Genomic DNA, 13,847 nt, shown 5'->3' with positions numbered 1-13,847 from the left:
CGATTGATTGGAAAGTTCCACCTGTTGTGGAGCTTTCCCCTTTTTTCCTTCCTCTTTTGAACTGACCTGCCACATGATCTCACTTTTCCGCTATCTTCCGATCCTCGACTGGGGGCGGCGCTATGACCGCAGTGCATTGTCCAATGACATGGTTGCGGCCGTCATCGTAACGATCATGCTGATCCCGCAATCGCTTGCTTATGCGCTGCTGGCAGGCTTGCCGCCAGAGGCAGGGATCTACGCCTCCATCGCGCCGATCGTGCTTTATGCACTTTTTGGAACATCTCGTGCTTTGGCCGTAGGGCCGGTCGCGGTTGTGTCGTTGCTGACCGCCTCGGCCATTGGGCAAATCGCTGAAACGGGTACGGCGGGGTATGCCATTGCTGCGTTGACCTTGGCTGGGCTGTCGGGGGCGTTTCTGGTGCTGCTGGGGATCTTTCGTCTGGGATTTCTCGCCAATTTCTTGAGCCACCCGGTAATTGCCGGCTTTATCACAGCCTCTGGTATCCTGATCGCGACCAGCCAGCTGAAACACATACTGGGGGTCAGCGCCCATGGGCATACACTGCCCGAGATGCTGGGCTCGATCCTTGCGCATCTGGATCAGGTCAACTGGATCACAGTTGCCATCGGGGCGACAGCGACTGGTTTTTTGTTCTGGGTCCGAGGCAACTTGAAACCCTTGTTAAGGCGTTTGGGAACAGGACCACTGCTGACGGATCTCTTTGCAAAGGCTGGTCCCGTTGCCGCAGTGGTGGCGACAACGCTTGCGGTTTGGGCCTTCGGGCTGGACGCGAAAGGCGTAAAAATTGTGGGCGACGTCCCCCAAAGCCTGCCGCCGCTGTCCTTGCCCAGCTTTTCCCCGGACTTGATCAGCGCGCTGTTGGTGCCTGCAATCCTGATTTCGGTCATCGGGTTTGTCGAAAGTATTTCGGTTGCCCAAACCCTTGCAGCCAAGAAACGCCAACGTATCGACCCGGATCAGGAGCTGATCGGGCTGGGTGCCGCTAATCTGGGTGCGGCCTTCACGGGTGGTTTTCCTGTCACCGGGGGATTTTCGCGGTCTGTTGTGAACTTTGATGCCGGTGCGGAAACACCAGCGGCTGGTATCTATACAGCCATTGGCCTTGCAATCGCAGCGCTCGCCTTGACGCCATTGGTCTACTACCTGCCCAATGCAACTCTTGCGGCGACGATCATCGTTGCCGTGCTCTCGCTTGTGGATCTATCGATCCTGAAGAAAACCTGGGGGTATTCGCGGACAGATTTCACGGCCGTTGCGGCAACGATACTGCTTACCTTGGGGCTGGGCGTTGAGGTCGGCGTGGCAAGCGGCGTGGCAATTTCCATCCTGTTGCATCTTTATAAAACCTCACGTCCCCATGTTGCTGAGGTTGGCCTTGTCCCCGGAACCCAACATTTCCGTAACGTGAACCGGCATGACGTTGAAACCTGCCCGAATGTGCTGACCCTGCGTGTGGATGAAAGTCTCTATTTCGTAAATGCACGCTTTCTTGAAGACCTGATCCAATCTCGCGTTACGACCACTTGCGACATAAAGGACGTGGTGTTGATGTTCTCAGCCGTAAACGAGGTGGATTTTTCCGCGTTGGAAAGCCTCGAGGCCATCAACCTGCGACTGAGCGATATGGGGATCGGTCTGCATTTGTCAGAGGTTAAGGGACCAGTGATGGACCGCTTGCAAAAATCCCACTTTATTGACGACCTGAATGGCACAGTCTTTCTGTCGCAGTATGACGCTTGGGATCATCTGGCCCGTGTGCGGGGTGTTACGAACTAGGGTACTGTTTGTGTGCGTGCCCGCAGTATTCGAAACGTACGTCGCAAGGGTTACTTGTTGAGTCGCGCCCGGTTGAGCGCCGCAGCTTTCCCCAGAACTCTTTGAGGCGCTTTTGCTGGCCTGCAATCTGGTCCATATAGGCCAGACTTGCTTTTTTCGGATTTCCTGAAGCCGGGGTCCGACAACATCGCCTTTGCCCAAACCGGCCAAGCATTCAACGGGCTTCGAAGGGGCAGGGCAAAGATCCGCCCGGAAACATCTGACTGTGATACGGCACTTGGAATCGTCTCCAGCGTGCCATTAGGATGAACCCATTCGGGAGAAGGCAAACACTGTCGCCTTGCGCTTTGGAGCAAAAGCTGGAAGCCCAAACTGCGCCTACCAGCTTTTGTTTGGGCACGCGGCGTTAATTTTTCTGAAGCCTTCACGATAAACGTCCACAATTCACAAGAATGTTATTGAGCGACTCTATGCATAGAATTACAAAGTATGCACCAGCCGCCCCGAGGGATATGTAAATTCCTCAATGCGAGAGTTTTGTGGAGTTGAACAAGCATGAATGTCGAAATGCTGAAAGGCCACCTGGATGCGATTATTCTGACGACCATTCAATCTGGCACCTCGCACGGCTATGCGATTATTCAGGAAATCAAAACTCGAAGCATGGGGGTTTTTGATCTGCCCGAAGGGACGATCTATCCTGCTTTGCATCGCCTGGAAAACGCTGGGTTGGTGACTAGCCGGTGGATCTACCCGCCGACAGGTCGAAAGAGACGTATTTACGAGATTTCCGATGCTGGCGTGGCTTCATTGAAAAAGCGGCGCCAGGACTGGCGTGTGTTTACGCAGGCAGTTGATTTGTTTTTGTCTGAAGGTGGAATATGATTGATGAGTTTGCCCAGGCTGTCGCGAGGCAGTCCTGTTGTGACGAGGACTTGGCGGAACGTTTGCGCCATGAAATATTGGACCACTTGTACCAGGCCGCTGAAGAGGAAGGCGGGGATTGCGAAGATGCAATGCGCGCCGCTATCAGGCGGTTTGGCGAACCAGAAACCCTTGTGGGTGAGTATACGCATATCGTTCAGGAGCGTCGCAGCCGGACGACACGCAATATCGCAATTCTCGCCATCGGAATTGTTTTTGTGTCAATGCGTCTAAGGTCCTTCGTCCTGCCGCAAAACTGGTATGAGGCGATCCTTTCGACGGACTGGGGCGGGATGCTGATGTTTGTTGATCGCTATGCATTCATCTTGGCGATAATTGTTATCCTATGTGACATGTTGTGCGAAAAATACTGTCATTCAATGGGACGTGCAGGTCAGAAAATTTTTGGCATTAACCGCGTGTTTGTCTTCCCGCTGGTTGGGGCGGTACTCATTGCATTGTCGTCTGTCACAGGGATCGTGTCTGTTGTCGCATCGCAGGTGGGGGAGTTATTCTTGGGGGTTTCGAATGTCTCTCAGACTATGTTTCTTGGCCTCTTAATGCTCCTTACCGGCGCTGTTATCGTCCAATTGTACCGGCATATTTCGGGTTTTTCCGCCGTAAATTGACTCACTAACAAGATCTAAAAACCAAAGAAATTGCTTGCTGCCGAGGGCAGTGGGCTCCCTCCGTTTGTCTTTATTTTAACCGGCTACGCTCTGCGTGAGATCGGACTGGCCGGCTGTGTCTTGAAGGAACCTATTCATGTTTGACGCTGACATTTCTGACGAAAAAGCGAAGTCAAATGAGCCAATTGCAATTGTCGGGATGGCGTGTCGGTTTCCTGGCGGAGCGGATGACCTCGAACGCTATTGGGAGCTGATGCGTGAAAGCCGTGATGGCATCGTGGAAATTCCAAAAGACCGTTTGAATATAGACGATTACTATGATGATCGCGCACAGGCTCCGGGAAAGATCTTTGTTCGGCACGGCGGTTTTTTGCAGAATCCGATTGATGCATTTGACGCGCAGTATTTCGGAATGTCCCCGCGCGAAGCGGCCTATCTTGATCCTCAACAGCGCCTTTTGATGGAAGTTGCATTTGAGACGCTTGAAAACGCAGGTATCCCTGCAGAGCGTCTGGCGGGTACGGACACTGGCGTGTTTGTTGGCGGCTTTATGGTAGATGGTATGCTGACGCAGTTCAGCCCGCTTGCTAGGAATGAAATCGGTCAGCACACAGCTGTCAGTTCTACGCTCACCATCCTGTCCAACCGCTTGTCCTATATGCTGGACCTGCACGGTCCGAGTTTTACCCTGGATACGGCGTGCTCTTCGTCGCTTGTTGCGATGCACCAAGCGTGCCAGGCCATTCGAAATGGCGATTGCTCGATGGCTCTGGTGGGTGGTGTCAATGTGATCTTCCGTCCCGAGACATTGATCGCGATGTGCAAAGGCGGCTTCCTTTCACGTGATGGCCGGTCCAAGAGCTTTGATGCGCGCGCCGATGGATACGGACGTGGTGAAGGGGCGGGTATGATCCTCCTGAAACCGTTGAACCAGGCACAAGCGGATGGCGACCGCATTCACGCTATCGTTAGAGGAAGCGGCACAAACCAAGATGGCCGTACTGATGGGATTACGGTTCCCAATGGTGAAGCCCAGGCGGATCTGATCCGCAAAGTATGTCACGACAGCAACTGCGACCCGGCCAGCATCGGATATGTAGAAGCCCACGGTACAGGGACCGCGATTGGTGATCCGATAGAAATGTCCGCACTTGGCCGCGTGTTCGGGGCAAGCCGCGATAAGGGTGACCCCTGTCTGGTCGGTTCGGTCAAGGCAAACATTGGACACCTTGAAGCAGCGGCTGGTATCGCCGCCGTGATCAAGACGGTTCTGTGCCTGAAAAATGCTGAGATCCCTCCGGTTGCGAATTTAGAAGAGACCAATCCCGCTATTCAGTTTGATACCTGGAACGTGGATGTGCCACGTGAAGTCAAACCCTTTGAACCGGTTGCCAACGCTCCACGTCGCGCCGGGGTGAACTCTTTCGGTTACGGTGGCAGCAACGCGCATGTCTTGCTGGAAGAGGCGCCTAAAGCCGAAGTCTCCCAAGGCGAAACAATTGCGGAGCCTAACATATTGCTCCTTTCGGCACGGTCCGACGCAGCGTTGCGCGCAGTTGCAGCGCGAATGGCGTCCCGTCTGGAGGACATCTCGGCCGATGGTTTTGCAGATCTTTGCCTTTCTCTGGCCACGCGCCGCTCGCACTATGAAAACCGCCTCGCCATTGTTGGCGAAACCGTGGAAAGCGCCCGCGAAGCGTTGAATGCCTTTCTGGCGGGGACGGAAGATGCCCGCGTCATAACCGGAAGCAAACGTGCCGATGGGGTGGATCCAGTTTTTGTTTTCACCGGCATGGGTCCTCAATGGTGGGGAATGGGCCGTGAACTTCTGCAAACTCAGCCGGTTTTCCGCGCCTTTGCAGAACGTGTCGACCAAGAGTTCACAAAACTCAGCGGCTGGTCACTGCTGGAAGAAATGCTGCGCAACGAAGAAGACTCCCGCGTCACGGAAACGCAGATTGCGCAACCGGCGAACTTCTTGGTGCAGGGCGGCCTTCTGGAGCTTCTGCGCAGCTGGGGTGTAAACCCTGCTGCCGTTGTTGGGCACAGTGTGGGTGAAGTAAGCTCTGCTTTCGCCGCTGGCGCACTCTCGTTTGAGGATGCGGTGCGTATCTCATATTTCCGCAGCCAGATGCAGGCGCGTACCTCTGGTATTGGCGCGATGCTGGCGATCGGCGCAAGCGCCGAGGACGCGCAGGCGCTGCTGGGCGGATGCGAGGAACTTGTGTCCGTAGCCGCAGTCAACGGTCCGAGCTCGGTCACGCTTTCCGGGGATAAGGATGAGTTGGAGCGCATTGCAGAAAAACTCGAAGGCGAAGGTATCTTTAACCGCTTTTTGAAAGTGGAAACCGGATACCACAGCCCGGTCATGGACCCCTTGCTGGATCCTTTGGAGGACGCCCTGGAAGGGGTGTCGCCACATGAGGCGGACATCGACCTCTATTCGACTGTTTCAGGCGATCTGGCGATGCCAGGTGATTACGGCCCTGCCTATTGGCGCGACAACGTGCGCGGGTCGGTTCTGTTTGCCAATGCAATTGAAACGATCCTGGACGATGGTCACGACGTGTTTCTTGAGGTGGGCCCTCATCCAGTTCTCTCGGGCGGAATACGCGAATGCCTCTTGGCTGCAAATGTTGACGGGACATTGGTTCCCACCCTGCGTCGCAAAAAGCCTGAAATTGAAAACATGCTGCGTGCGATTGCTGAGCTTTATGTTTCAGGCGCGCGGGTTGATTGGGGTCAGTTCCACGCAACGCGGTCTGGTAAGTTTGCTGAATACCCATCCTACCCGTGGCAGCGTGAGCAGCACTGGAACGAAGGCGAGGCGGCGCGCAAGGACCGCATGGGCGATCAAAGCCGCCGCCCGCTTTTGGGCGCACCCATTGCCGCACCTGGCCAGATGTTCAGCGCCGCAATCGGTAAGACGTCTTATCCTTATGTGTTCGACCACATCGTCGAAGACAGTATCGTGCTTCCGGGGGCCGCGTATGTTGAAATCGGCCTGACTCTTGGTGACGTGATCTCGGGCCATCAAAGCGTGCGGATCGAAGGTCTGGACTTTAGCCAAGCGTTGTTGATCGGCGAGTTGGAAGAGCCGGTTGTGATGACGCGCTATGACGCCGAGCAGCGTCGTTACGAGATCTTCAGCGCCCCAAATGCGCAGAGTTCGGACTGGACACGCCATTCCGGCGGTCAACTGTCGTTCCTGTCACTGGGAGACGCACCTACTGTGGATCTGGCGGCGATCAGGTCGAGATGCAGCGTCGATGTTCCCAAGGTCCGCCATTACGAGATGATGCACGCACGCGGCTTGCAATACGGCCCCTTGTTCCAGGGGATCGAGAGTTTGGGGCTGTCTGAAGACCGGCGTGAGACGCTGGCCCATATCGTGGCACCTGACGGATTGGCGGATCGTGGCGAGAAGCTACATCCAGCGCTGTTGGATGCGTGTTTCCAGGCTCTGATTGCGCTGGTGCCAAATGAACCGGGCGCCGCTCCTTATGTTCCGGTTGAGATCGCGGATATCCGCTTGCACCGCGCGGCCGGGCAAAACTTCTGGTGTCACGGTCAGCTTCATAATTTCGACTCGCTTCAGATGAACGGAGACCTTTGCCTGTTTGATGAAACGGGGCAGATCGTGGTCGAACTGCTGGGGGTATCTGCGCGTAGCCTGGGGCAGAGCGAAGGCAGCGCAGGTGATCCTGCCATCAATGCTCTTATGCAGCGGTTTGAACTCGTTGCGCAGCCTCTGGAGGGTGCGGACATCGAACCGAACCAAGAGCTGGTGCTGCTGGGGGGATCCGACGCGCTGGTGTCGTCGCTGACCGAGGCAAAGGCAGCTGTGTCTCAGATCGACCTGGATGCAAAAGCATCGCTGAAGGGCGCTCTGGCTGGGTTGGGTGAAACCCATATTGTTGATGCAAGGTTCCTTGAGGCCAACGACAGCGATCCGGTTGGCCTTGACCGGTCCCAGGCTTTCCTCAGCCTGATGCATGCAATCCCGCAAGATGGGGTGAAACGCCGGTTAACGCTGTTGCTTCCCCATATGGATGACCGGCCAGAAGCTGTGTCGCTTCAAAATGCTTCGGTCCTGGGGCTGGCGCGGGTTGCGGCAAATGAATACGCGGATCTGGATTTGCGCTTCATTCAATACGATGCCCAGACTGAAACACTTGAGGTCGTGACCACAGAGCTTCTTTCTGGTGCAACCGCCGACGACGTTGTTCTGAGTGGCGATGAGCGCAAGGAGCGTCGGTTGCTGCCCGTCACCATGCAAACGATGTCCCAGGATGCGGCGCGCCGTGCGCCTTTTGGCGCCCCCGAAGCAGACGAAATCGATGTCGAAGTATTGGCGGCTTACCCTTGCGGGGAGAATAGCGCATACACGGATATCGTCGCTCAGCGCATCAACGAGACAGATGCAACCGGGGCAGAAGTCACCAAACTCCTTGCGCGTGTCTCTGGTGAGGCTCAGCGATACATGCGCCTCAAGTCTGCGGCTGTTCTTGAGTGCCCGGAAATCGGAGACCTGAGTGATCCTGAGTGCACGGGTCTGGTGTCCATGTGCATCGCTCATGCGGGCCTGGTCAAATCCGCACGGCTTCAGGCAAAGAAATCGGTTCTGCTCTATCCTGCCAATTCACCCCAGCTGAACGGCTTTGGTGCAATCGCCACGGCGCTCGATCTTGAACATCACGAAATCGAGGGAGGACATGTCGCGCAGATTGATGAAGTGGCACGTCGCTTCCCGAATGGCCTTGACAGTGTCTGCATCGCCGATACCGACGAGATGGCTTCGGATCTTGCGAAACATGTTGCTGAGTTCGGCTCGGTCATCCGCTTTGTGACGCAGAACGGCCGCACAGAAACGCTCGCTCTTCCGGCGCAGAACTGCACCGCAATTCACCTAGACACCGCGCGATTGGCATCACGTGCTTCGGGCACGCTTTCCGACTCACTTTCAGCCGTAGCGGAGCTGATCCGCTCTGGGGCGCTGCCGAAATCGGCCTTTGCTCAGTTCGCGGATGCCTGCCAGCGCTTTGTGGTGGGTCAGGAAGATGCAACCGCGCGTAAACGCAGCCTGGCGGAAGCGCAGCCTCCGGTGCAGATCCGCGCGGACGGTTGCTATCTGATTACCGGTGGCTTTGGCGGCTTTGGATTTGAGATCGCAAAGTGGCTTGCAGCCAAGGGCGCGCGTTCCATTGCGCTGGTCAGCCGCAAAGGTATGCAGACCCCCGGCGCCGAGGACATGATTGCCGAGCTGTTGCAGGCGGGTGCCGAGGCATTTGGAATAGCGGCGGACATTTCCGACCCAGACCATGTCTCTCGCGCGTTGAAAGAGGTGAAGGAACGTGGTGCGCCGTTGCTTGGCATTTTCCATGCCGCGGCGGTTCTGGACGACAAACCGGTTTACTCCTTGGAGCCAGAGCAGTTGCAGCGGGTCATGATGCCCAAAGCGCTGGGCGCGTGGAACCTGCATCAGGCAACCCGCGATCTGGATCTGGATTGCTTTGTCATGCTGTCATCCATCGCCTCGCTTTTGGGCAGCCCGGGGCAGGGGGCCTATGTTGCCGCCAACAGTGTTCTGGATGCTCTGGCACAAGAACGTCGCAGTGCTGGGCTGGCGGCTACTGCCATCAACCTTGGGGCTTTGTCCCAGGTGGGCATGGCTGCGCGCCATGAAGGGGTGGAAAAACACCTGGCACGAGTTGGTGTTGGCTCTTTGACACCCCAAGAGGCCTTGTCGATGTTCGAGCGTATCCTGAACTGGAACCCGGTTGCGCTGTCCGCAGCGCGAATGGACTGGGCTCTTTGGGGCGGGGCATATGGCAAATGGGCTGCGTCCTCGCGGTATAGCCATTTGATGCCGTCACAGGATGACAGCCAGAACGGTTCGGATCAGGACAGTTTTGCCCGCATGACCGCGACGGAGCGTGCCGCTCTGGTGGATGACGCGCTTGTCACCCTCGTGTGCGGGGTGCTGCGTCTGGACCGTGGACAGCTGGATCAGAGCAGATCGCTCCTGAACATGGGGGTCGACTCGCTGATGGCCATGGAACTGCAGGCAGGCATCGAGAAACAGCTGGGTCTTAAAGTTCCTACACTGGAGCTCATGAAAGGTGTGGCCTTTGCTGATCTGGTGAAAAACCTGACCGAAAAATTCGAAACCGCATGTGTCGCACAGTCCGAAGATCAGCCCGAGGCCGGGACATTGGATGCACCGGCGCCCACCGCAGAAGAGTTCGATATTGCAGCGCTACTCGCGGACATGTCCTCCATGGACGAGGCAGAGATCGAGCGCGCCATGGAAACTTTCAAATCCTTCGAGGAGAGCAACCAATGACCGTTACTGATCAACCAGTTCTGGATCAGCCCAAAACCTCCCGTCAGGAAGCCTTCGCTGAAATGCTCAAGGCCAAGGCCCGCGCGCAAGTCGCCGTCTATCCTGTGTCAAAAGGTCAACAAGCGCTTTGGTTCTTGCATCAAAGCGTTCCGGAGAGTGCTGCTTATACCGTTGTATTTTCGATGAAGATTATGGCGGGGCTGAACAAGGAGGCGCTTAAAACAGCGCTTCAGGGGATCGTTCTGCGCCATCCGCAGCTGCGCGCGACATTTCACATGTCGGACGATGGAACGCTGCAGCAACGTATCGCAGGCTTTGATGATGTTGAGCTGCCTGAGACCGATCTGAGCCATTGCAATACGAGAGAGGTCGAAGCCGCGCTGGCGGAGGCCGCCGCCGCTCCGTTTGATCTGGCGAAAGGGCCATTGTTTCGCCCTCAGTTGTTCAAACTGGCTGATGGGGCCTATGCCTTTGTCCTGGCTGTGCATCATATCGTCTATGACGGGTGGTCGCTGTGGCTGACGCTTGATGAATTGCGCGAAAGCTATGCTGCCGAGGCGCAGGGCAAAAAACACGGTTTGCGCGCGCCCAAGGCGACCTATGTGGACCACATCCAAGCACAGGAGGCTCTGATCTCTGGGCCACGTGGGGCAGAGCTGGACGCATACTGGACCCAACGCCTGGCCGCAGTTGCCGGGACATTGGACCTGCAAACCGACATGCCCCGCCCTCCGGTCCGTCAGTTGAACGGCGCGGCACATGCGTTCTCCCTTGGAGAAACACGGACCAAGGCGCTGCTGGAAGCCTGCCGCAATCTGGGTGTCACGCCCTTTTCGGCCTTGCTCGGCTGTTATCAGCTTCTTTTGCACCGATATACAGGCCAGGACACGATCCCCGTCGGTACCAGATCTGCGGGACGCAGCAACCCGGCGATGTCGGATGTCATGGGATATTTCGTGAACCCTGTTGTCATTGTTGGCGACGTTGACGCGCAAAAGCCCATCGGGACCTGGCTGCAGGAAACACAGGAGCAGGTGCTGACCGCCGTTGCGCATGATGACCTGCCATTCCCAACAATTGTCGAGCGCCTCAACCGTCCGCGCGACCCGTCGACAACGCCGCTGTTCCAAGCCTCTTTTGTCATGCAAAAAGCCCAGCGTGCAGGCAGTGCAATGGATCTGATGGCGTCACAGGCCGATGGTCGGCCCGTTGATTGGGCAGGGCTTCAGGTTGAATACATCGACCTGCCACAGCAGGTTGGCCAGTTCGACATCGACCTTGAAATGTTTGAGGTAAACGGAGCCATCCGTGGGGTTCTCAAATATGACAGTGACCTGTTCTTGCCGCAAACAGTCGGGCGTTTCTGCGATGACCTGCTGTGTCTGATCGATAACGTGATTGCAGAACCGGCCCAGCCCATCGACGCCGTTCAGGTTGTCAACGAGGCGTCCCTGAACTGGATCGCGCAGACCTCTACTCCGCAGACGGCGCCGATTGCAGCTGAACTTTGTGTTCACGAGCAGTTCGAGCGGCGCGCAGCGGAAAACCCGGATGCGGTGGCTCTGATTTTTGAAGGTGAGACCGTCAGCTATGGGGAGCTGAACACACGCGCCAATATGCTGGCACATGCCTTGATTGCAGAAGGTGTGACCCCAGGCGAATTGGTCGGGCTGTGCAGCGAGCGCTCGATTGAAATGGTGGTGGGGATTATCGGTATCCTCAAGGCAGGGGCTGCATATCTGCCGCTTGATCCGAGCCTGCCGGAGGACCGTCTCAACTATATCATGTCCGACAGTGCGGCACGCACATTTGTGTGTCAGCCCGAGCACCGCACATTGGGCGAGCAGGCAGGGGCCAACATTCTGGAGATCCAGCCCGGCGGGTTCTGCACAGGTGTCTGGGATACAGCAAACCCGCAAGGATTGGCCTCTTTGGATGGCCTGATCTATGTGATGTATACCTCCGGCACCACGGGTCGCCCCAAGGGCGTGCAGCTGTCCCATCGCAACGTTGCGCGGCTGTTTCTCAATACCGCGCATTGGTATGATTTTAATGCGCAGGACGTGTGGGCGCTGTTTCATTCCTTTGCGTTTGATGTGTCGGTCTGGGAACTTTGGGGTGCGTTGAGCCACGGCGGTCGTATCGTGGTTGTGCCCTACCTGATCACACGTTCACCCGGGCAGTTTGTCGACCTTGTGTTTGATGAAGGCATCACTGTCCTGAACCAAAGCCCCTCGGCGTTTAAACTGTTTGTCCCGGAAGAGGCGCAGCGCCCCATTCCGGACGTGATGCCCATTCGCCTCGTAATCTTTGCGGGCGAGCCTTTGGATCTGCAAAGCCTGCGTCCTTGGGTTGCGCGCCACGGAGATGAGACCCCCGCTCTGATCAACATGTATGGGATCACCGAGACCACCGTCCATGCGATGTATCGGCGGGTCTATGCGGCGGATCTCGATCGCGCCAAAAGCACCATCGGTGTGACCATCCCCGACCTGAGAATTGACTTGTTGGACCAGCATTTGCGGCCGGTCCCGATTGGCACCACGGGTGAGATCCACGTGAGTGGTCCGGGGGTTTCGCTGGGCTATCTGAACCGCGAAGACCTGACTGCTGAGAAGTTTGTCACCGGTCAGGATGGCACGCTCTATTACAAGTCCAGTGACCTGGCCCGGTATTTGCCTGATGGCGATATCGAATACCTTGGGCGCAACGACAAACAGGTGAAAATTCGCGGGTTCCGGATTGAATTGGGTGAGGTTGAGACCTCGCTGTGCAATCACCCGGACGTGCAGACCGCTGTTGTAGTGCCGCAGGAACATGCCCATCACGGCCGACGTCTTGTTGCCTATATCGTTCCGAATGCTCGGGAAATTCCAGAAGCGGAGCTGCGCAGACATCTGGCGGCGGTCCTGCCGGATTACATGATCCCGTCGGCATTTGTGACCATCAGCGAAATTCCTCTGACCGGGAATGGCAAATTGAACCATGCCCTTTTGCCAGAACCGGTGTCGCAGCGTAGCGAGGATCACAAAGCTGTTCCTGCCCGTGACGAGACAGAGGCAAAGCTGGTTGCAATCTGGGAAGAGGTCCTGGAGCTGTCACCAATTGGTGTAACGGACAACTTTTTTGCACTTGGCGGGCACTCTTTGTTGGCGGTGCATACGGTGGCGCAAGTCGGCGAGGCGTTTGGTCAGAAACTTTCGACCTCCGTATTGTTCCGAAACCCCACGATTGAACAGCTTGCGGAAACCATCCGTAGCGACGCAGAGCAAGAGTGGTCTCCGGTTATTCCGATGAATGACGTGCAAGGGGATCGCCCGTTCTTTTGTATCGCTGGTGGCGGGGGCAGCACCTTGTATTTCCAAGGGCTTGCAGCACAGCTGACCAATGTGCCCTTTATCGGTGTTCAACTGCGCGGAACGGACGGTCAGCACTCCCCGCATACCACCGTAGAAGCGGTTGCGTCGGAAACCATTGAAGCGATCCGTAAATTGCAGCCAAGCGGACCTTACAGGCTGGGCGGACATTGTTTCGGCGGTCTCGTGGCCTATGAGGTCGCCCGTCGTCTTCAAGCGCTTGGTGAACGCGTTGACCGTCTGGTGATTATGGACGCACCAGCCCCGCAGGCGCGACACAATGAACTCAATAAGATCGAAGACGCGGCACCTGACCAGGCTGACTGGCTCAGCAAGATTGCTGAAATCCTGGCTGAAAGCGCAGGACACAGCCTTCATGTTTCGCCCCAAGATATTCGGGCAGCCTCGGACGCCTTTGCGTTTGTTGCTGAGAAACTTGCTGAAACAGGTCTACTGCCTGCCAAGAGCGCGGCTGAATACCTGCAAGGGTTCTTCCAGGTCTTTGTCGCCAATAGCCGTGTTCGATATGCCGCATACAGCCGTCTGGAGACTACGATCACCTTGCTTAAAGCAGATGAAGAGCACCCGGACTACGATTATTCTGCGGCCGATGATGCGGGTGTTTCGCCCGAAGCCTCGGTCTTGGGCTGGCATCATTTTTCCACCCAACCCGTGCGGTACGAACGTGTCGCAGGAAACCACCTAACTATGCTGACCAAGGACTTCTGCCCGGCTCTGGCCGCGCAGGTGGCCAAGGCATTGGCGTAATTAGAGCAATCACTTCAACCAAG

Annotated in this window: 5 protein-coding genes; all 5 read left to right on the top strand. The window is 56.5% G+C overall.

All coding sequences use genetic code 11. The features are described 5' to 3' along the window. Positions 1-73 precede the first annotated feature (73 nt). The 5 genes from ACXAEW_RS03150 to ACXAEW_RS03130 all read left to right on the top strand — a co-directional run bounded on the left by ACXAEW_RS03150 (position 74) and on the right by ACXAEW_RS03130 (position 13,824). The gene (locus ACXAEW_RS03150) at positions 74-1,801 is read left to right on the top strand and encodes a SulP family inorganic anion transporter (RefSeq protein WP_474939933.1); all 1,728 of its coding nucleotides are present in this window, start codon (positions 74-76) and stop codon (positions 1,799-1,801) included. Positions 1,802-2,356: 555 nt separating this feature from the next. Further along, positions 2,357-2,686 carry a PadR family transcriptional regulator gene (locus tag ACXAEW_RS03145; RefSeq protein ID WP_474939932.1) on the top strand — a complete coding sequence of 110 codons (330 nt, stop codon included), beginning with the start codon at positions 2,357-2,359 and terminating at the stop codon, positions 2,684-2,686. Beyond that, positions 2,683-3,354, top strand: a complete 672-nt coding sequence (locus ACXAEW_RS03140; protein WP_474939931.1) for a permease prefix domain 1-containing protein — start codon at positions 2,683-2,685, stop codon at positions 3,352-3,354. Before ACXAEW_RS03145 ends, ACXAEW_RS03140 begins: the two co-directional genes overlap by 4 nt. Before the next feature lie 136 nt (positions 3,355-3,490). After that, the gene (locus tag ACXAEW_RS03135; protein WP_474939930.1) at positions 3,491-9,700 is read left to right on the top strand and encodes an SDR family NAD(P)-dependent oxidoreductase; all 6,210 of its coding nucleotides are present in this window, start codon (positions 3,491-3,493) and stop codon (positions 9,698-9,700) included. After that, positions 9,697-13,824 carry a non-ribosomal peptide synthetase gene (locus tag ACXAEW_RS03130; RefSeq protein ID WP_474939929.1) on the top strand — a complete coding sequence of 1,376 codons (4,128 nt, stop codon included), beginning with the start codon at positions 9,697-9,699 and terminating at the stop codon, positions 13,822-13,824. Before ACXAEW_RS03135 ends, ACXAEW_RS03130 begins: the two co-directional genes overlap by 4 nt. Positions 13,825-13,847 lie beyond the last annotated feature (23 nt).

This window comes from Epibacterium sp. ABZ3_068 (assembly GCF_056159265.1).
The sequence above is the reverse complement of the archived record's forward strand: the minus strand, read 5'-3'. Positions and strand labels throughout refer to the sequence as shown.

Coding starts and splice junctions, on each gene's coding strand:
- ACXAEW_RS03140 (WP_474939931.1), top strand. CDS start 2,683: ATGATTGATGAGTTTGCCCAGGCTGTCGCGAGGCAGTCCTGTTGTGAC.
- ACXAEW_RS03130 (WP_474939929.1), top strand. CDS start 9,697: ATGACCGTTACTGATCAACCAGTTCTGGATCAGCCCAAAACCTCCCGT.
- ACXAEW_RS03145 (WP_474939932.1), top strand. CDS start 2,357: ATGAATGTCGAAATGCTGAAAGGCCACCTGGATGCGATTATTCTGACG.
- ACXAEW_RS03135 (WP_474939930.1), top strand. CDS start 3,491: ATGTTTGACGCTGACATTTCTGACGAAAAAGCGAAGTCAAATGAGCCA.
- ACXAEW_RS03150 (WP_474939933.1), top strand. CDS start 74: ATGATCTCACTTTTCCGCTATCTTCCGATCCTCGACTGGGGGCGGCGC.